Annotated in this window: 13 protein-coding genes; 6 read left to right on the plus strand and 7 right to left on the minus strand. The window is 62.9% G+C overall.

Annotation, left to right across the window (positions count from 1 at the left end; genetic code table 11):
• Positions 1-1,145 (plus strand): NAD(P)H-hydrate dehydratase (locus EPO09_RS14595; protein ID WP_290644053.1); only part of this gene is annotated, 1,145 nt, incomplete at its 5' end.
• A 27-nt stretch (positions 1,146-1,172) separates the two neighbouring features.
• Here the strand turns inward: EPO09_RS14595 and EPO09_RS14600 are convergent.
• Genes EPO09_RS14600 through EPO09_RS14610 form a run of 3 tightly spaced genes read right to left on the minus strand, consistent with a single transcriptional unit; the run spans position 1,173 to position 9,275 of the window.
• A complete protein-coding gene (locus EPO09_RS14600) occupies positions 1,173-2,963 on the minus strand; it encodes a diguanylate cyclase (RefSeq protein WP_290644054.1) in 1,791 nt (596 codons plus the stop codon).
• Between the two features lie 3 nt (positions 2,964-2,966).
• A complete protein-coding gene (locus EPO09_RS14605) occupies positions 2,967-5,198 on the minus strand; it encodes an EAL domain-containing protein (RefSeq protein ID WP_290644055.1) in 2,232 nt (743 codons plus the stop codon).
• 3 nt (positions 5,199-5,201) lie between these two features.
• Positions 5,202-9,275, minus strand: coding sequence for a response regulator (locus EPO09_RS14610; protein ID WP_290644062.1), 4,074 nt, complete (start codon positions 9,273-9,275; stop codon positions 5,202-5,204).
• Positions 9,276-9,474: 199 nt separating this feature from the next.
• Between EPO09_RS14610 and EPO09_RS14615 the strand changes: the two genes are divergently transcribed.
• The gene (locus EPO09_RS14615; protein WP_290644056.1) at positions 9,475-10,911 is read left to right on the plus strand and encodes an ATP-binding protein; all 1,437 of its coding nucleotides are present in this window, start codon (positions 9,475-9,477) and stop codon (positions 10,909-10,911) included.
• Here EPO09_RS14615 and EPO09_RS14620 read toward each other — a convergent pair.
• The 3 genes from EPO09_RS14620 to apbC form a co-directional block, all read right to left on the minus strand.
• Positions 10,903-11,583 carry a response regulator gene (locus EPO09_RS14620; RefSeq protein ID WP_290644057.1) on the minus strand — a complete coding sequence of 227 codons (681 nt, stop codon included), beginning with the start codon at positions 11,581-11,583 and terminating at the stop codon, positions 10,903-10,905. The genes EPO09_RS14615 and EPO09_RS14620 overlap by 9 nt on opposite strands.
• A gap of 91 nt (positions 11,584-11,674) precedes the next feature.
• Positions 11,675-14,299 (minus strand): PAS domain S-box protein, encoded by a 2,625-nt coding sequence (locus tag EPO09_RS14625; protein ID WP_290644058.1) that lies wholly within the window; start codon positions 14,297-14,299, stop codon positions 11,675-11,677.
• Between the two features lie 15 nt (positions 14,300-14,314).
• Positions 14,315-15,433, minus strand: coding sequence for an iron-sulfur cluster carrier protein ApbC (gene apbC / locus EPO09_RS14630; protein WP_290644059.1), 1,119 nt, complete (start codon positions 15,431-15,433; stop codon positions 14,315-14,317).
• Between the two features lie 212 nt (positions 15,434-15,645).
• On the opposite strand from apbC, the gene metG reads away from it, so the two are divergent.
• On the plus strand, positions 15,646-17,721 hold the full coding sequence (metG, locus tag EPO09_RS14635) for a methionine--tRNA ligase (protein WP_290644063.1): 2,076 nt from the start codon (positions 15,646-15,648) through the stop codon (positions 17,719-17,721).
• A 39-nt stretch (positions 17,722-17,760) separates the two neighbouring features.
• Here metG and EPO09_RS14640 read toward each other — a convergent pair whose 3' ends face one another.
• A complete protein-coding gene (locus EPO09_RS14640; RefSeq protein WP_290644060.1) occupies positions 17,761-18,849 on the minus strand; it encodes an inorganic triphosphatase in 1,089 nt (362 codons plus the stop codon).
• Positions 18,850-18,940: 91 nt separating this feature from the next.
• Here EPO09_RS14640 and EPO09_RS14645 point away from each other — a divergent pair, with 91 nt between their 5' ends.
• From EPO09_RS14645 to EPO09_RS14655, 3 genes are all read left to right on the plus strand, one after another.
• The gene (locus EPO09_RS14645; protein ID WP_290644061.1) at positions 18,941-19,141 is read left to right on the plus strand and encodes a DUF3460 family protein; all 201 of its coding nucleotides are present in this window, start codon (positions 18,941-18,943) and stop codon (positions 19,139-19,141) included.
• Between the two features lie 32 nt (positions 19,142-19,173).
• Positions 19,174-20,022, plus strand: coding sequence for a ScpA family protein (locus EPO09_RS14650; RefSeq protein ID WP_290644064.1), 849 nt, complete (start codon positions 19,174-19,176; stop codon positions 20,020-20,022).
• A 129-nt stretch (positions 20,023-20,151) separates the two neighbouring features.
• Positions 20,152-20,289: 3-methyl-2-oxobutanoate hydroxymethyltransferase (locus EPO09_RS14655; protein ID WP_290644065.1), on the plus strand; the 138-nt coding region annotated here is incomplete at its 3' end.

Genomic DNA, 20,289 nt, shown 5'->3' on the forward strand with positions numbered 1-20,289 from the left:
GTGCCGGCTTGACGCGAGCCCTGGATGGCGCGGCAGCCGACGTGCTGATGCGTGCCAGCGGTAAGGGCTTGCCCATCGTGGCAGTAGATGTGCCCAGCGGTGTATGGGGTGATACAGGTGAAGCCGCTGGCGCGGTGGCATCCCAGCTCACCGTGACGTTTTTTAGACTGAAGCCAGGGCACGCCTTGATGCCGGGGCGGGCTTTGTGTGGCGAGCTCGTGGTGGCGGATATTGGCATCCAGGCGGAGGTGCTGCCTGATCTGAAGGTGTTGGCCTACGACAATCAGCCCGCGCTATGGCGAGATGTCTGGCCCCACATGGATGCGGCGGGCCACAAATACCATCGCGGTCACGCCTTGATCTGGGGCGGGCCGGAAATGACTGGTGCCGCTCGTTTGGCTGCCCGATCATGTGCCCGCATTGGGTCTGGCTTGACCACGGTGTGCACGCCGCGCCGTGCCTGGCCGGTTTACGCAGCGTCGTTGGCGTGCATCATGGTGCACCCTTTGGACGGTGAGGCTGCAGCCAGTTGGCAGATGGGGCTGGAAGGCCTGTTGGATGATGATCGCTTGTCGGCCATGCTGATGGGGCCGGGCGCCTTGGGTGGCACCAATGCGGCGGGCATCCGCGGTGTGGTGCTGACCATGCTCGCCAGCGGGCGCCCGGTGGTGCTGGACGCTGACGCTATCTCCGCCTTTCATGAGGACCCGGCCTTGCTGTTTGCCGCCATCAAGGGGCACAGCCGCCCGGTGGTGCTGACCCCGCATGGTGGCGAATTCGTTCGCCTGTTCAAGGCACCTGAGGTGTCGGTGGCAGGCAGCAAGCTGGACAAGACTCGTGCGGCTGCCAGGCTCAGTGGCGCTGTGGTGCTCTTCAAAGGGGCCGATACGGTCATCGCGGCACCGGATGGGCGAGCGGCCATCAACCGCCATGCGCCATCGACCTTGGCCACCGCCGGCGCCGGGGATGTGCTGGCGGGCATGATCGTTGGCTTGCTGGCGCAAGGCATGCCGGCCTGGCAGGCCGCCTGTGCTGCCGCCTGGCTGCATGGCGATGCTGCTCAGGACTTTGGCCTGGGCTTGATCGCCGATGATTTACCGGATCTGATTCCGGGCGCCCTCAAGCGTCTGGCTGCATCGCATTGAACAGGGCAGGCCATGAAGGCCTGCGCCTTAGTTCATGCATGTACGGTTCTTGCCCGTGCGCTTGGCCTCGTACAGCGCCACGTCCGAGCGGTCCAGCGTGGCCTCGATGGGCTCACCCTTGCGGTAGAGCGTGACACCGGCCGAGAACGTGATGAACACCTTCTTGTCTTCATGCTCGAAGAACTCGGCACTCAAGGTGCGCTGCAGGCGCGTCAAGGTTTGCTGGGCTTCTTCCAGTCCCGTCGCAGGCAGCATCACGACGAATTCCTCGCCGCCATAGCGCGCCACCACATCGACCGGGCGCAGGCATTCACCTACGCGGCGTGACAGGAACTTCAAGGCCTCATCGCCAGTCTGGTGGCCCAGCGTGTCGTTGAGCTTCTTGAAGTTGTCCACGTCCAGCAGGCCCACAGCCAGCGTGGTGCCGTCGCGCTCCATCTTGGCCTGTTCGACCTCGAAGGCCCGCATCATGCCGCGGCGGTTGGCGATCTGGGTGAGCGGGTCGGTCGAGACCTCATCAGACAGCTTGCGAATCTCGTCTTCCAACTGACGCACGCGTTCGCTGAGCTCGCTGGCGCGGGCGTGCTCGTCATTCAAGCGCGTCTGGGTTTGCTGAACAACACCTTGAACCGCGCGGCTTTCTTCCACCAGTTCGCGCACCACACCGGTCAGGCTTTCCAGGCTGTCGGCCTGCCCGATGGTGTCGGCGTAACGCCCCAGATTGCTCTGGAAGCGGTCGGTTGTCATGCCCAGTTCGGCGATCTCTTGCAGCATCTGGTGTATCAACTGCTTGAGCGCCTGGCGTGCGGCCTCGCGCTCCTTCTTCAGCGCCAGCTGTTTCTCTCGGGTCTGCTCCAGCAGTTGCTGGATGTGGCGCACACCGCGGCTGTTGAGGCCTTCGTCAAGTTGATGGCGCATGGCTTGACACTGGCCTTGCACCCAGCTGTCGTCTTCCGACAGATCGGTCAGGCTGTCAGTCAAGGACAGGCACAGGTCCATCAACTGGTCAATCAGGTGATGGCGATGCTCGACGATGCGGCGGGCTTGTTCGCAAGCCTGGCTGATTTCGGTTTTGATTTGTGCGTACTGCGCTGGCGGGGTAGCCGTGTCACGCCCTTGATCCAGCGCCGAGCGCATGGCCTGATTGGCCTCGGTTGATTGCGCTTGCTGCGGGGGCAGTGCGGCTTCAATGGTGTCGGTGAGCTGGTCTATGGCGTGCAGCGCGAGTTGCGGCCAGGCAGATGCCTGAGCGCGATCGGGTGATGCGCTTGTCGCCTCATCGGCCGTGTCAGGTACTGGCGAGCTGGCCTGCACAGGTGCTGTCGACTCGGTTGCGGTGGTGGTCGATGTCGTCGCGATATCGCCTGCGTCGTCACCCTCCAGTGTGGCGTTGTCCAGCGTGTCGCTGTCCCAGCTGCCAACCAGTTGACTGAGCCGTTGATGCAGGCGATTGGCCGAGCTTTTACTGCCATCCAGTACACGCTTGAGGCTGTCTTTCTTGCGCGCCGCCGTCCACTGCCGGCCGCCTCGCTCCGCCCCTCTCAAGATTCGCGTGATCAGGGCTGACCATCGCTCGCCATCGTCGTTGTTCTGGCTGGCATCCTCACTTGCAGCGGGTTTGTCTGCAGGTTTGTCCGCCAGTGGCGAGACCACACCGCTCTCAGCCTCATAGGCTTGGCGGTAGTTGTCCGGTGTGGGTTCCAGTCGGTGCTCGGCCAGGCGCTTGAGCGCGGCCTTGGCCAGTTGAGCGGGTGTCGGCTCGGTAGGCGGGGTGGCCTTACTTGCAGGGGGCGTGGAGGTGCTTTTGGACGTGGCCATGGTTCAACGTGAGCCGCTGATCCGGTTGGCTGCCGGGTCGCTGCCCAGTGCGGCGCTGGAAATGCGAGGCAGTGTCTGGCCTGATCGGGTGTCAATCAGCCATTGTTCGACTTGCGCAGCCGGCATGGGGCGCGCAAACAGGAAACCCTGGCAGATGTGGCAGCCCAGGTTGTAGAGCACTTCCATCTGCGTCACGTTCTCGACGCCTTCAGCGATCACGCGCAGGCCCAATGCACGGGCCAGGGCGATGATGGCCGATACCACTGCGCCGCTTTGGGGCGTGTCACCCAGGTCTTGCACAAAGGACCGATCGATCTTCAGTTCGCTGATGGGCAGGGTGGTCAGGTAGGACAGTGAGGAGTAGCCTGTGCCGAAGTCGTCGATGGAGATCTCGGTGCCCAACTGGTTCAGACGATGCAGCGAAGGCACGACGCCTTGCAAATCCTTCATCAGGCCGGTTTCGGTGATTTCCAGTTCGATGGCACGCGGCTCGACTCCCAGGCGTGACAGGATGGATTCGATCTTCTCGACCAGGTCTGCCTGTTCGAACAAACGGCTGGGCAGGTTGACCGCGATAGACGCATCAAAGCCGAAGTTCTTTTCCCATTCCTTGGCTTGACGGGCCGCTTCTTCTATGGCCCACAGGCTCATCTCGTTGATCAGGCCGGTGGCCTCGGCCAACGGGATGAAATCACCCGGCGGGACCAATTGGCCTCCACGTTGCCAGCGCATCAGCGCTTCAGCGCCCACCATGCGGCTGGTGCGTACATCGATCTTGGGCTGGTAGTACAGCACCAGTTCCTTGCGCTCCAGGGCCTTGTGCAGGGCTGTGTCCAGGTCCAGGCGCACGCGGCCCTTGCTGGCCAGCAGTGGGTCATACAACTGGGCTGTATTGCGGCCTTGGGTCTTGGCCAGGTCCATGGCCACATCGGCATTGCGCAGCAGGTCGGCCACGTTCAGGCCATGGGCCGGGAACACGGCTACGCCCACCGATGCGGTGATGAAGCATTCCTGGCCGGCGGCGATCATGGGCTCGCGCAAGGCATCCAGGATGCGGCGGGCGGTGTCCATGGCCTCCTGGTCGTTGGCGACTTCGGGCAGCAGCACCACGAACTCATCTGCACCCAGGCGACCCACGGCTTCCAGCGTGCGGTGCGTGCGCTGGCCGGGGATGTCCATGCTGCCTTCCATCACCTGCTCCGAGTGGCGGACACAGGTGCGCAGGCGGCGCGAGACCTCGATCAGCAACTCGTCACCCGCATGGTGGCCGAGGTTCTCGTTGATGATCTTGAAACGGTCCAGGCCCACTTGCAGCATGGCCACACAGTGGTTGAGCCGCTTGGCATGCTCGATGGCACGCTCGCTGCGCCAGAACACCTGGCGGCGGTTGGGCAGGCCAGTGAGCGTGTCGAAGTTGGCGAGGTGCTTGATCTTGTCCTCGGCCACGCGGCGATCCGTGACGTCCTGCACGATGCCGGTATAGCCGATCAGATTGGCCTGTTCGTTGAACTCCGGTTCGGCTTCGACGTGGAGAATGCGCTGGCGACCGTCGGCCAGCGCGACTTGCACGTCATTGCACAACACGGTGCCATGGTGGATGACTTCACGCAGGACGCGTTGAAAGGCCTGGCGCTCTTCTGCCGGCATCATGCGCACGATCTGGCGCAGGCCCAGCCTGTCGTTGACGCCCATGCCGAACACGCGCAGCCCTTCGAGCGAGAAGGCAATGTCACCGACGCCTTTGCGCCAGTCAAAACTGCCCATGCGCGCCAGATCCTGGGCGCGTGCCAGCTTGGCCTTGCTGCGCTCCAGTTCGTAGCGGGTGCGCGAGGCACGCAGCAAATAGCGCAAACGGCCAGCCAGCAGGCTCCATTGCGTGCATTTCACGAAAAAGTCGGTGGCGCCGACTTCATAGGCGCGGGTGATCGAGGCCTCGTCGTCCAGACCCGTCAGCATCAGCACGGGCAGGGATTCGAAGCCGGGCAAGTGCCGCAGTTCCTGACAGGTCGAGAAACCGTCCAGGCCGGGCATCACGGCGTCCAGCACGACCACATCGGGCAGCAGATCGGCCATCAGTTGCAGGGCCTGCTCGCCGGAACTGGCCTCGGTGATGGCAAAGCCACGTTCACGCAGGGCAATCGAGGTCAGCAGAAGGTTGACTTCATCGTCATCGACCAGCAGCACCTTGGGCTGCTCGTCGCCTTTTTGCGCTGCCGTGAGGGCGTCAGTGCTCATGGCTCACGCCTCCAGCAACTGACGCAGGCCGTGAAGCACGCGGTCAGCCTCGATGGGGACCTCGCGGATACGTGAGCTCAAGTCTTCTCCTGTCTGGCGCCGGATCATGGTTTCAATTTCGGCACACATATGTGACAACTTGAGTGCGCCGATGCTGGCCGAGGACGACTTCAGTGTATGCGCAACATGCATGATGGCCGCGCTGTCGTTCATCTTGAATGCTTCGTCGAGCTGTGGCAACAGCCGGCCAACCGAGGTCTCGAAAGCCTTGGCAACGCGTTCGAGAAGGCGGTTGTCGCCGCGCGGATCCAGCTCACGCAGGCGGCGCAGGGCTTCGGCGTCAAAGATCTCGTCGTTGGCCGATGGCGTATTGGCGACCAGTGGGGCGGGCGTAGATACAACACTTGGCTGCGCGGCGGAGGGCGTGTTCGTGTCAGGCGTCAATGCCGCGGGCACGGTGGGCTCTGCGGCGTCTTGTGGCAACTCCCGCAGCGCCATGGGCACGGTAGATGGCTCGTCTTGCGCATCAAAGGCGGGCAGGTCCCCATGCAGGCCTTCAGGGTGGGTGTGTTCGATCAGTACCTTTTGCAACTGGCTTTGGCGGAAGGGCTTGGACAGGTAGTCGTCAAAGCCCAGATCCAGGAAGCGTTGCTCGTCACCTTCCAGCGCGTTGGCTGTCACGGCGATCACGGGCGTGTTGGAGGGCGTCTGGAACTTGAAGCGAGAAGTCGATCCGCGGCGGAACCAGGTCAGTGCTTCCACGCCGTCCATGCCGGGCATCTGGATGTCCATCAGGATCAGATCGAAGTTGAATTCGCCCAGCTTGCGCAGACCTTCAAGCGCCGAGCTGGCAACCTTCACATCACAACCCAGGCGGCGCAGCATCTGGCTGCAGACTTCCTGGTTGACGGAGTTGTCTTCCACCACCAGCACGCTCTTGCTGATGCGGATGGCCTCGTGCTGCACATCGCTGCCCAGTTCGGCCGAGATACCCAGGATGGCCTGACGCAGTTCGGCTTTGCGCAAGGGCTTGGCCACGAAGCGCTGGAAGCCAGCTTCCTGAGCCCGACGCACGTCGTCCGGTGAGGATACCGACGACAGCAGGATCATTTTGAGCTGCGCATAGCGGCCGCTGGTGCGCAAGGCTTCTGCCAGGCCCAGACCGTCCAGCTCGGGCATGTTCATGTCGACCAGGGCCAGTTCGAACTCGGCATCTTGCGTCGGGTTGGCCATCAGGATATCGAGGGCTTCGCGGCCATTGTTGGCTTGCGTCACCTTCATGCCCCAGGCGCTCAGCATGTTCTCGATCACCGTGCGGTTGGTGTCGTTGTCATCGACCACCAGCACGTTGAACGATGGCATTTCTGGCTCTTCCAGCATGGCCATGTCGACCTGGGTGTCGCCCACACGAACTGGCACGCGGAACACGAACTCGGAGCCCACGCCGGGCGCGCTGTGCGCCTCGATCTGGCCGCCCATGAGTTCGACAAGTTGCTTGGAGATGGCCAGACCCAGGCCGGTGCCGCCATAGCGACGGGCCATCCCACCGTTGGCCTGCACGAAGGCGCTGAAGAGGCGAGGAATGACGTCGGACGGAATGCCGATGCCGGTGTCGCGCACCATGAATTCCAGCTCCATGGCTGCGGCGCCTTCGGCCAGGTTGACCCCGCCAGATGCGCCACTCATGACGCCTCCGATGCCGCGTCGGATGTCCACCACCACTTCACCGTGTTCGGTGAATTTGATGGCATTGGCCACGAGGTTGGTCAGGATCTGGCGCAGGCGAAGCGGGTCACCGTGGATGACAGCGGGCAGGCCAGGTTGTTCACGGAAGCTCAGCTCCAGGCCCTTTTCGTGGGCGCGTGGTGCCATCAACTCCAGGGTGTCTTCGACCAGTGTGCGCAGCACGAAATCGCAGGTGGCCAGCTCCAGCTTGCCGGCTTCGATCTTGGCGAAGTCCAGGATGTCGTTGATGATCTCCAGCAGGCTTTCGCCCGAGCGGTACACGGCCTGGGCAAAGCGGCGTTGCTTGTCATTGAGCGGGGTGCCCAGCAGCAATTCCGTCATGCCCAGGATGCCATTCATGGGGGTGCGGATCTCATGGCTCATATTGGCCATGAACTGGCTCTTGGCCTGGCTGGCGGCTTCGGCCAGGTCACGGGCGCGCTGCAACTCCAACGCCTGGTTGTGGTCGTCCGTCACATCCGATACCAGGCCGTAGATACGAGACTGGCCATCGGGCAACAGGCGGGCACGGGTGCGATGGCGGATCCAGCGCAGCCCCTTGCCGGGCACGTCCAGGCGCAGCAGGGCGTCGCTGGCCTCGTTGGCCTTTTCGTGTTCTTCTTGCTGGGCGAAAAGGTGGCGGTCTTCGGGCACGATCATCTCGCGCACCCTGTTCGGGTTGGCGCGCATGTCGTCAGCGTTCATGCCCAGCAGCTCTTGCGTGCGAGGGCTGAGATAGAGGTAGTGCTCGCGGGCCTGGGTCGCCACGTAGACGGAGTCGTCCATGGACTCGACGAGCTCGCGGAAGCGGCGTTCCGACTCTTCCAGATCGGCTTGAGCTTGCCTGGAGGAGGTGATGTCCCGCACGAGAGAGATCAGCAGGCGAGGGCGGCCATTGCTATGGCGCAGTGCGAAGTGGCGTGCGTTGACCACGCGGTTGCCTGCCTCACCTTGCCAGGTGAAGTCGTGCTCCACCGTCTGGCCAGTTTCGATGGCCTGCTGCATGTAGGGGTTGGTCATGCCCAGCACGGACTTGCCCAGCGCATGCTCGATCGAGCGGCCCACGACGCGGTCGCGCTGCAGGTTGAACTCGATTTCGGTATAGCGGTTGATGGCCACCACATTGAGGTTGACCGGATCCAGCACGAACAGGCTCACAGGCAGGTTGCCCAGCAGGGCCTCCAGGAACTCGCGTTCCTGATCGCGGATGTGTTCTTGTGATTTGCGCTTGGTGATGTCGTTGAACAGGCAGACGTACTGGCTGCGGCCGCCCGTTTCATCCAGCATCTGGATGGCGTCGATCTCACCCCAGTAGCGGGTGATGCTCTGCGCGCCTTGGCGACCTGCCTCATACGACAGCCGAAACGGCACCCCGCGCGACAGGTGGTCTTCCAGTTCGACCACCGTGTTGCCATCGCTGACTTCCTGGCCCAGCAGCTCGGGCAGGCGTCGTCCGATCACGCGGTCTTCAGGCCAGCCGGTCAGTGCGACGAAAGCGCTGTTGATCCACTCGATGGTGCCGTTGCGGTCCGTGATGGCCACGCCGCTGCTGATGCGTGATGCAACCAGGGTCAAGCGGCTGAGGTGCTCGGCATTGGTGGCCATGTGGGCCAGGTTGGCGTCTCGCTGGGCCACAAAGCCGAGCTGGATGGCGGCGATATCGAGTACGGCGCTGCAGTCGGCCTGCGACGCCACAGGATCGTCGAATTCCAGCAAAGCCAGCGGCCAGCCTTCGATGGACACGGGCAGGGCCACCACACGGCGCGTGCCGGCATGGCGCCACGGGTAGTGGATGCCGGGCTCTCGGGGTAGGTCGGATGCCTGCGGCGAGAGTTTGCTCAAGGCTTCACCCAGAGGGCGCTCATCGCGGTGGGTGGCGGCAATGGTCGATACGTCGATCATGTCGTTGCCGTCAGAACCGGTGTCCATCCAGGGGCGCAGCAGGGCGGACTCGCCGTTCCAGCCCTCCACCCGCAGGCAGATCCAGGATTGGGCACCAAGGTGTTGTTGCAGGGCTTCGCCAACACGATGGAGGGCCTGCGCCAGGTTGGGGGCCGTATGGGCCGCTTCGGCGATCTGGCGGCTGAGTTGCAATTGCCGTTCAGCGTCAGAGAAGGTATCAGCCAGCGGCGGTTCCGAGGCTGGCACCGTGGCCGTGGCGACGGCGTCGGCCGAAAGTTGGCTGGCTTGGGGCGGCTGGGTGCTGCTGGGTTGATCGGCAGCAGGGCGCAGAGGGCGGCGTGCCAGCACGCCGATGCCTGTTGAAGCCAGAACGGTCAAAGTCAGCCCCAGGCCGCTGAGGCCCCAGTTCCAGGTCGCGGCAGCAATGGCTGCCATGGCCAGAAGGAGCATCGTCACGGTCCACGGATTACGCTTTGAATACGGCTTGTGTGGCATTGCCAGGAAATTCCTTGGGAAAGTCACTCAGTTGCCACTAGAAAATACACGGGCATACTGTGACCTTCGTCAGATATTTCACGAACTTTACAGGCTACGTGGAAACTTCAACCAGCAGAAGAAACCCCTTGCAAGCCTCCTTACAATGGTTTGGATGCGCAGCGACGTAGATTTTTCAACCCCGCTCGAATCAGGTTTTCGGCAATCGAAGACCTGGTTTTGGCGCTGGGCGCTGGGCGGCATGGCCATGGTGCTGGTATTGGCGCTGATCGGCGCGCCGATCTGGGTTTTTGCGCTCGCGGTGATCACCTGGTGTATTGCCGGTGCGGTGTGGTTTCAAAGCGACGCGGTGGCGATTTTGCGTCAAATCAGTGACGCAAACGTCAATTCCACCCAGGCGAATGAATGCCTGGCCTGGCAAAACTGGATCAGCGGTTGGTATTGGGAGACCGATGCCCGCGGCCAATTGCAGGTGTTCAAGCAAGGTGGCGTGTTGCCGCAAGGGATTTCCATTAACTGGATGGAGTTGTCCGAATATGTAAGGCAATATCCTGCCTTGCTGTCATGGTGGGGCGTTGATGACGATGCGCAGGCCGATTCTGGTCGTCTGGCTTATTGCCTGGATCAGAAAGTCGCTTGGGGTGGCGTGCTGAGTTTGCCCTGGCCCAAGGGGCTTCGTGGCGTGAGTGTGGATGGGGCAGGTTGGCGTTGCGCGATGTCCGGCGAGCCTCGCTGGGATGCGCGTGGCGGCTTCCTCGGATTCCGCGGCGTGATGCAGATGCTGGCGCCTGTGCCTGCCTGCGCAGCGGCCTCCGAAGCCTCGCTGGCCTTGTCCAAGGCTGAGGCTGATCTGGCCGCTCAAAATGCCCAGATGCGAGAGGCCGAGCAGGAGGTGCTGCGCTACGCTTTGTCGCACGACCTGCGAGCGCCGTTGCGCGTGGTCGAGGGCTTCACGCGCATCGTCAAGGAAGATTACGGCTCGGCGATGGACAAGCTGGGCAATGACCACCTGGAGCGTGTGCTGACGGCGGCGGCGCGCATGAACGGCATGATCGATGCCATCCTGGCGCAAGCCCAGTTGGCAGCAGAGCCTTTGCAGCGCGTGGCGATTGACTTGTCCGCGCTGGCCCGTGATATTGGTGCCGAACAATGTCCGGCTGCGTCGGTCAATGGCCGTGCGCTGGCGCAGTTGATTGTGGCAGATGGCCTGACCGTCGAGGCTGATCCGGTACTGGTCCATCGCGTGATGGAGAACTTGATCAGCAATGCCCTGAAGTACAGCGGCAAGGTCGAGGCGCCGCGCGTGGAGGTTGGGGTCATGCCCGCGACCAATCCGGCTGTTTTCTATGTACGTGACAACGGCGCGGGCTTTGACATGCAGCACGCTGACAAGCTGTTTGGCATGTTCCAGCGCCTGCACAGTGCCAAGGAGTTCCCCGGCACGGGCGTGGGCTTGGCCGGTGTTCAGAACATCGTGCGCCGTCACGGGGGGCGCATCTGGGCAGAGGCCAAATTGGGCGAGGGTGCTTGCTTTTACTTCACCTTGATGGACACGGTGGAGGCGCAGCAACGCGCTTCGCGTTCAAGCTGAGCCGAGGCTGGCCAGCACTTCTTGCGCGCCAAGCAGGCGCTCGCACTGGGCTTCCAGGCTGCGGCCCTCTTGTTGGGCTTGCAGCGAGAGCTTGTCCATGGCGCCACGACGATCCAGTGAATTGCGATGCATGACGATCCCTATGGCCAAGGCCACGGTTTGCGTCAGTGGATCGGCCGCCGCGGTTGAGGGGGCCAACGTGGGTGTTGACGTAAGCACTGGCGTAGCGGAGGGCTGCTCGATGGCCGGTGCTGGTGTCTGCGCTGTGGGCTCGGCGGATTGAGCCACCAGGGAATTTGCTTTGGCGCGGTTGGCAAAGGCTGCCTCCACGGCGGGCACGATCTGCTGAATATCCAGCGGCTTGACCAGGTAGGTCAGTGCGCCGAGTTCCTTGACCTGCTTGATGGTGGCTTCATCGGCAAACGCCGACAGGAACATGAAGGGGATCTGGCAATACTCGCGCAGATACGCGGCCACATCAAAACCGGACTTGCCTTCCATTCGGATATCAAGCAGTGCCAGTTCGGGCTTGTGCTGTCGGGCCAGCAAGATGGCATCGTCGCCATTGTCGGCATCGATGACTTCGTAGCCTGCCTGGGCCAGGCCATGGGTCAACGTGGCCAATACCAGCCTGTCGTCATCCACTACCAGAATCTTGCCTTTTTGATTCACGCCCATGTCCTTTTAGGGTACTTGCCCAGCTTGCGTACGACCCGCTTGTGGCCAGCACCTCTCACCCGATGCTCATTTTTAGTGCGAGGGGCTATTGTGGCCAAAGAGCGATCTGCTGACCAGTAGGCTCACCCAATACATGGGGGGGTGGTATCAAATTGATACCCGGTGGTGTCAGATCCACCTGAGTCAATACTTCTGTGCCTTCCTGTTTCAAAGCCAGTTTGGCGCTGCGTCTTGGCAGCAACGCGCGCACCAGTCCCAGCCCTGAAACACCGCCAGGAACCCGATCAACATTGAAGCCTGGTGGCAATTGCCCCGGGCCGCGGATGAGGATGGACACGCCTTGTTCGCTGGATTGCAGGGTGCACACAATGGCCGAGGTGCCGGCACCGTGTTTGTGGGCATTTGTCAACAGTTCATTGAGACACAGCGCGATCGGGATGGATTCGGCCTCCGGTAATTGCCAGTCGCCGGCGTGCGTGCCGGCCATATCGAGGGTGATAGGGCGACCAAAGGTGCGCTGTACAGAGGCCGCAATCGCTTCGACCACTGCCTTGAGGCGCAGGGGGCCGCCCGCGCCAACCTGCAGGCCGTAAACCTGGGCAATGGCCTGCACCTGGCCGACCACCTCCGAGATCGCGGGCGCAACCTCAGGCTTGCGCATGGCGATCTGCTGGAGCAGGCCAGCCACGCCTTGCAGGTTGTTCTTGATACGGTGGTGCACTTCCTTGACCAGCATCTCGCGCTGGGCAATGGCGGCATCCAGGCGAGCCTGTTCAGCCGCGCGTTGCTCGGTGATGTCCGATGCGACGACCAGCAGTTGATCGGCGACTTCTCCTTCGCGGTACAGCGGCAGGTAGTTGACGTCCCAGAACTGTTGGGCGCCCTTGTGCGGCCGGCTGTATTCGCGATGCACGGTCTGGCCGCTGTCCAGTGCCAGTTGCATGTCGGCACGCAGCAGGCGGGCGCGGTCGGCGTCGTACAAGGCTTCTGGCGGTTTGCCTAGCGCTTTGGCTGGCTCGATATTCATGTAGCTTGACGCGGCCTGGTTGGCTTGCACCAGCGTGAGTTGCTTGGCGTCGATCAGGTGGATGGCCATGGGCGCCATTTCGATGATGCGCTGCAGGCGGGCCTGGGCTTCAGCAGATTGGGCTTCGGCCTCTCGGCGGCGGTCGATGTCGAGCAGGGCGTAGGTGATGTGGCGGCGGTTGCCTTCACCCAGCGTGACCACGGCGTTGCCCACGACCCAGAAGACGCGACCGTCTCGGCCCACGACCTGGCATTCGAAGGTATGCGATTGGCCGTCCAGCAAATCGTCGAGGTAGTCGGTCAGGCGGAAGGGGTGGTCCAGATCGGGTGTGGCCACGGTGGCCAGCGGCTGCCCGACGAAATCGGCCAGATCGCCTGCGAACATGCGGCGTGCCGAGCGGTTCATCCAGGCGATGCCGTGCTCGTCCAGTGTGACGATGCCGACGAAGACAGAATCCAGGATGGCGCGGGTGCGATCGGCCTGTAAGGTCAGGCGCTGTTCGGCGCGGTGGCGGTCGTCCACATTCACGAAGGAGGCAATGAAGCCCTCTTCGGGGCGTTGCGGATCGACCAGGCGCAGCGACACATCGGCCCACAGCACGCGGCCCTTGCGGTTGCGCAGTGCGCGTTCACCTTGCCAGTGGCCCAGGCTACGCAGCATGCCGGTGATGTCCGGGTCGGTGGCGTTGTCCACATCCAGGGCATACACGCTGATCAGCGGGCGGCCTGTGAGATTGGCAGCGTCTTCGCCAATGAGGTGGGAGAGAGCCGGGTTGGCGCTTTGGATCAGGCCGTCCTTGACGAAGGCGATGCCCACGCCTGAGAGCGTGAACATCAGATCGCGGTCTCGGCCCAGGGATTCGAGCTGGGCTTGCTGGGTGCGGATGCGGCTGATGTCTGACAGCACGGCGATCACTTCCAGCGGATCATTCGACAGGCCGATGCGGCGCACGGACAGCGTGTACCAGCGCGTCGTGTTGCCGGGGATGACGATCTCCAGTTCGCTTTCGAACTGTTCGGACTTCATCAACTCGGTGGCGGTTTCCGTGACCACACGGTCGATGCGCGGGTCGGCACCCAGCAGCACTTCCAGGCCCTGGCCGGCCATCGAGCCCGGCGTGAGGCCGAGCATGCGCTCGAAGCGGCGGTTGCAGCGCAGCAGCACGTTGTCGCGGAAGTAGGCGATGCCGGCGGGCGTGCTTTCCAGAATCGTGCTGAGTTCGTGCAGCAACTGGGCCTGGTCGGGCAGCGGCGCGGCGTCGGCATCCGACGTGATGGTGCTGATGGGGGTTGGCGCGGCAGGTGCTGCCGTGACCGGGATGCTGTCCTTGATGGCGCACAGGAAGCGGCGTGGCGCGTCCTGATTGGGTTGCGCCTGCGTCCAGATTTGGCTGCGCAGGTGCACAGGTGACGACGCCTGCCGAGGCTGGATCACCTGGTTCTGGATGGGGCCGTCTTCAGGGCCGAGGGCCAGCAGGGTCAGAGGGGAGTCCCACCCGCACAGCCTTTGCAGGGCCTGGGGCGTGTCCGACAAGGCGCTGCCCGGCGGGATGGCATAGCCCAGCATGGCGCTCAGCGCGGAGTTGGCGCGCAGCACGCGGCCATGCTCGTTGAATTCGATCAGGGCCAGGGGCACCAGATCAAACCAGGCGTCCTCTACATGCAAGGGCGAAGGGGCTGCCATGTCGGGAGTCAGGTCTCAGGCCTTGGGTTGCACAACGCTCACGCCAGGCATTTTGGCAGAGTAATCCTTGGGCAGCTTGGACAGGCCGGCGGCCAGTTTGCGTGCCATCTCTTTATAGAGGCCAGCCACTTTGCTGTCGGGTTCGGCCACCAGCGTGGGCTGGCCGCTGTCGGCTTGCAGGCGTATCTTGAGGTCCAGCGGCATGGAGCCCAACAGCGGCACGTTGAAGTCGGCTGCCATGCGCTTGCCGCCGTCCTGGCCGAAGATGTGTTCTTCGTGGCCGCAGTTCGGGCAGCAAAACACGGCCATGTTCTCGACGATGCCCAGTACGGGCACGCTGACCTTCTCGAACATCTGCAGGCCCTTGCGGGCGTCCAGCAAGGCGATGTCCTGCGGCGTCGTGACGATCACGGCGGCGGTCAGCGGTGAGCGTTGGCTGATGCTGAGGTGGATGTCGCCAGTGCCGGGAGGCATGTCGACGATGAGGTAGTCCAGCGGCTGATCGGGCTCGCCCCAGTTGGACAGACGCAGCAACTGGTCAAAGGCCTGGCTGGCCATGGGGCCGCGCCAGATGGTGGCGGCCTGGTTTTCGACCAGCAGGCCCATCGACATCATCTGCATGCCGAAGTTGATGGGCGGCGTGATGGTCTTGCCGTCCGGGCTGGGCGGCTTGCCGCTGATGCCCATCATCAAGGGCTGGCTGGGGCCGTAGATGTCGGCGTCCAGCATGCCGACGCGGGCGCCTTCTGCAGCCAGGGCCAGCGCGAGGTTGACGGCTGTGGTGCTCTTGCCGACGCCGCCTTTGCCGGAGGCCACGGCGACCACGTTCTTCACGCCAGGCAGCAGCGCCTGGCCGCGTGAAGCCGCATGTGTCTGGATCTGGGTGGACCAGTTGACCTGTACGTCGCGGATGCCCTCGACCTGGCTCAGTGCGGCCTTCACCAGTTCGGTGTAGGCCGGCCATTGCGAGGTAGCAGGGTAGCCCAGGGCGATATCGACCACGGCCACGCCATCTTGCACCTTCAAGGACTTCAGATGGCGGGAGGAGACCCAGTCCTGCCCGGTGAGCGGATCGGCCACAGTGGCCAGGGCGGTTTGGGCGGCGGATTCGATGGGGGACAGGGCGGCGGTCATGCTGGACAACGAAGCAGGTGAACCTGACGGGGATCTGGGCTTGAAAAAGGACCGGAACACGGTGGAAAACGCTTGTAAACGGTCAAAGAACGGTCAAACCGGGCAGTCTAGTGCACGGGGCTTGCAGTGTGGCATGGCAGGCAGCCTAAAATCTGAGATTCCCCTGAAACGTCCGAGGCCCCATGATCGGACCGTCCCACCAGAACATCACCATGCCACGCCAGCTTTTTGTCACCACCGCGCTGCCCTATGCCAATGGCCATTTCCACATTGGCCACATCATGGAGTACATCCAGGCCGATATCTGGGTGCGGTTCCAGCGCATGCAGGGGCATCAGGTGCACTTCGTGGGCGCGGATGACGCGCACGGTGCGCCCATCATGATCGCCGCCGAAAAGGCCGGCAAGACGCCGCAACAGTTCGTGGCCGACATCGCCGCCGGCCGCAAGCCTTATCTGGACGGTTTCCACATCAGTTTCGATCATTGGTCTTCCACGGACAGCCCGGAGAACCACGAGCTGGCGCAATCCATCTACCGCGCCCTGCGCGACCAGGGCCTGATCGAAGTGCGCCCGATCGAGCAGTTCTTCGACCCCGAGAAGAGCATGTTCCTGCCGGACCGCTTCATCAAGGGTGAATGCCCCAAGTGTGGCGCCAAGGACCAATACGGCGATTCGTGCGAGGTGTGCGGTGCCGTCTATTCGCCCACCGAAGTCAAGAACCCGTACTCGGCACTGAGCGGTGCCACGCCCGTTCTCAAGACCAGCGACCACTACTTCTTCAAGTTGTCCGATCCGCGTTGCTTCAACTTCCTGGAGAACTGGACGCAGGACGGCAAGCTGCAATCCGAAGTGGCCAACAAGATCAAGGAATGGTTCACCAAGGACGAAGAAGGCAAGGGCGGCCTGGGCGACTGGGACATCAGCCGTGATGCGCCTTACTTCGGCATCGAGATCCCTGATGCGCCGGGCAAGTATTTCTACGTGTGGCTGGATGCGCCCGTGGGCTACCTGGCTTCGCTCAAGAGCTATTTCGAGGCTGGCGGCCCCAAGGCCCGCTATGGCGAAACCCGCAGCTTCGAGCAGTTCATTGCCGACCCGGCCGTGGAGCAGGTGCACTTCATTGGCAAGGACATCACCTACTTCCACACCCTGTTCTGGCCCGCGATGCTGCAGTTCAGCGGCCGCAAGCTGCCCAACCAGATCAATGTGCACGGCTTCATGACCGTGAACAACGGCGAGAAGATGAGCAAGAGCCGTGGCACCGGCCTGGATCCGCTCAAGTACCTGAGCCTGGGCATGAACGCCGAGTGGTTGCGTTACTACATCGCCGCCAAGCTCAATGCCCGCGTGGAAGATGTCGACTTCAACAAGGACGACTTCATGGCCCGGGTCAACAGCGACCTGATCGGCAAGTACATCAACATCGCCAGCCGCGCGGCCGGTTTCATTGCCAAGCGCTTTGCAGGCCAGTTGACTGCTGCCATCGGCGATGACGGCCAGACGCTGCTCAAAGCCCTGCAGGCCGGCCAGCCCGCCATCGTCGACCTGTATGAACAGCGCGACATGGGCAAGGTGCTGCGCGAGATCATGTTGCTGGCCGACCGCGTGAACGAGTACGTGGACGCCAACAAGCCTTGGGAGCTGGCCAAGCAGGAGGGGCAGGACGCTCGTCTGCAAGAGGTCTGCACGGTGTGCATCGAGGCGTTCCGCCTGTTGAGCCTGTACCTCAAGCCCGTGTTGCCCGCGCTGGCGGCCAATGTGGAAGCCTTCCTGAAGATCGCGCCGATGACGTTTGGCGATTCGGGCAAGCTGCTGGGCGCTCACGTGATCGGCGAATACAAGCACCTGATGCAGCGCGTGGATCCGAAGATGCTCGAAGCCTTGTTCGAGCCGCCTCCTGCGCCTGTAGTCGAAGCCCCGAAGCCTGGTGGAGAAGACATTGCTGACACCATCACCATCGACGACTTCGTCAAGGTGGACCTGCGCATCGCCAAGATCGTGAACGCCGAGCACGTGGAAGGCAGCACCAAGCTGCTGCGCCTGACGCTGGATGTGGGCGAGGGCCGCACGCGTAATGTGTTCAGCGGCATCAAGGAAGCCTACAAGCCTGAAGACCTGATCGGCAAGCACACCGTGATGGTGGCCAACCTGGCACCTCGCAAGATGAAGTTCGGTGTCAGCGAAGGCATGGTGCTGGCGGCTTCTCATGCCGATGAGAAGGGCACGCCGGGCATTTACGTGCTGGAGCCGTTGGCGGGTGCGCAACCTGGCATGCGGATTCGCTGATCGCGGGCCTTGCCCCGCGACGGATCATGAAGCGCGAGATCAGGGCATCTCCACGATCACACTGAGTACATGCAGTGCGAGCAAGGTGGCTGATGCCGATCTCGCCAGGGCCGGCGCTTGCCCGGATGGCAGGTAGCGCCGCGCGACTGGTCTGAGTTGGCGATACAGATCGCGGATCTCTTGCTGGATCGCCGCGGCTTGCGCCGAGGGCTGCGCGTCGGCTGGCGCATGTCGCCATACCCAGGCCAGGCGCCGCAGCCCTGTCGCCCAGCCTTTGATCCAGGGGCTCAAATCGGGCCGATGTGCTTGTTGCGCATCGCAGGTTTCCAGCGCCACTTCGCTGAGGTTGTGGCTGATGTGCTCAAGGGCCGCATCCAGCGCCGCCACCCATCTTTGTTGCGGCGTGGTGGTCACGGAGATGCGTGCGCGAGGGCGGGCCGGGGGCAGGGGGCTGGGCACACCTGATGCGGCTTCTCGCGCCAATTGGTCTCCCCGGTGCGCTTTGGTCTGGGTGTCCAGCCACAGGCCGTGGTGTTTGACCAGGCCTTGAGCGATGTCCAGCACCGCCTGGGCATGGCCGTCGATCAACTCGATCTCCAGTTCATGAACCGGCACGCTTCGGTCGCCAGCGGCAATCAGCCCCAGGTCCAGCGCGATTTCGACGCGCCCGGCGCGTTCAGGATGGATCGCCTCGTTGCTGGCCTGCGCACGCAAGCGCTGCATGTCGGTTCGGTACAACTGGATCAGGCCCAGATGCGCGCCTTCGGGGTCGGCATCGGGCTGCCAGCCCAGGTCGCGCATCAGTGCCTGGCGAACCGCTTCAGGCTGGTGCAAGGACAGATCGGGCAGGATGGTCTCGTCAGGCGCAAAGGCACGGGCGGCCTGATTGTCCTCAAGCCGCGTCATGGCGTTGGCGCCGGCTGCTTTGAGCGTCTGCACCCAGTCCTCGTCTTCCTGGCGAACGCGCAGGGCCGCGCGGGCCTTGGCCAGCTTGCGATCAGGTGTGTCGAAATAGGCCGCCTGAAGCTTTTGAGCGGGCGCCAGGCCTGCGGGCAAGCGTGCCAGTTCGGCCTTCACGGCGGCCAAAGCACCTTGCGGAATCTGGAATTTCAGTTCAATTTCCTGCATAGGCGCCATTGTCGGGCCACCGAAATACGCTGACGAGCCGCTTGGGCCGATAAAATGCGCGTTTTCGCATCTCATCACCGAGCTTCAAGCCATGCCGCTTTTCTGGAAACCTTACAAGTCCGACGTGACGCAGTTCATCGACAGCCTGAAGTCGCGCGATCCCCAGCTTGAAGAGCGCCAGCGCCAAGGCCGCGCCCTGTTGTGGGACAAGGACCTCAACCGCGACGACCAGAAGGGCTTCCGCGAAGCCAAGGTCGATCAAAAGCCTTACGTCTACTCGACCAAGGCCTGAGTGCCCGAGGTTGATCGGTGACTCAGGACGTCATGGCCGCCGACGAAGGCGGCCTGCCACCGAGCGAGCTTGACGAGCAGGGCTTGCCCGACATCGTTGACCGTGTGGCGCTGGCACGCCTGTACGGCGAACCTTTGTTCGCCATGCCCACCGATCTCTACATACCGCCAGATGCCCTGGAAGTCTTTCTGGAGACCTTCCAAGGCCCTCTGGACTTGCTGCTCTACCTGATCCGCAAGCAGAACTTCAACATCATGGACATCCCTCTGGCGGATGTCACCCGGCAGTATCTGGCCTACGTGGAGCAGATCCGCAAGAGCAACCTGGAGCTGGCCTCCGAGTACCTGCTGATGGCAGCCATGCTCATCGAGATCAAGTCCCGGATGCTGCTGCCCCCGAAGAAGACGGAAGAGGGCGAGGAACCCGAAGACCCGCGCGCCGAGCTGGTTCGCCGTCTGATCGAGTACGAGCAGATGAAGCTGGCCGCCGCGCGCCTGGATCAGCTGCCCCTGCTGGGGCGGGACTTCCTGCGCGTGGAGATCCACAACGATCCTTCCGTGCACGTGCGCCATCCTGATGTCGCGCTGGCCGATTTGCGCGAAGCCTGGATGGACATCCTGCAGCGCGCGCGCCTCAACAAGCACCACACGATCACCCGTGAAGAGCTGTCCGTGCGTGAGTTCATGAGCAATGTCCTGCGAACCTTGCAGGGCAAGCGTTTTGTGGAGTTCGAAGACCTGTTCGACCCGACGCGTGGCACCCAGGTTGTGGTTGTGACCTTCATCGCCATGCTGGAGCTGGCCCGCGAACGCCTGCTGGAGATCACCCAGGCAGAGGCGTTTGCGCCAGTCTATGTGCGCCTGGCTTACCAGCCTGCCTGAGTGCGTCAAGCGCAGGGCCACGTTGGCCCCGCCAATCGAGGGTTTCCCAGCAATATTTTGCGCACGAAGGCAAGGGACCGCCTAGAATCGCGCCACTTCAGGCTCCCGCTTCGCTGAGGACCATACAAGATGAGCACTCCCGCCGTACCTGATCGCAAGCCCATGACCCTGCATCGCCTGCGCGACATGCACGCCAAGGGCGAAAAAATCACCATGCTGACCGCCTACGATGCGACCTTTGCGCGCCTGGTGGACGATGCCGGTGTG

Origin of the sequence: Aquabacterium sp. (genome assembly GCF_004297345.1) — a bacterium.
Classification (GTDB): domain Bacteria; phylum Pseudomonadota; class Gammaproteobacteria; order Burkholderiales; family Burkholderiaceae_C; genus Aquabacterium.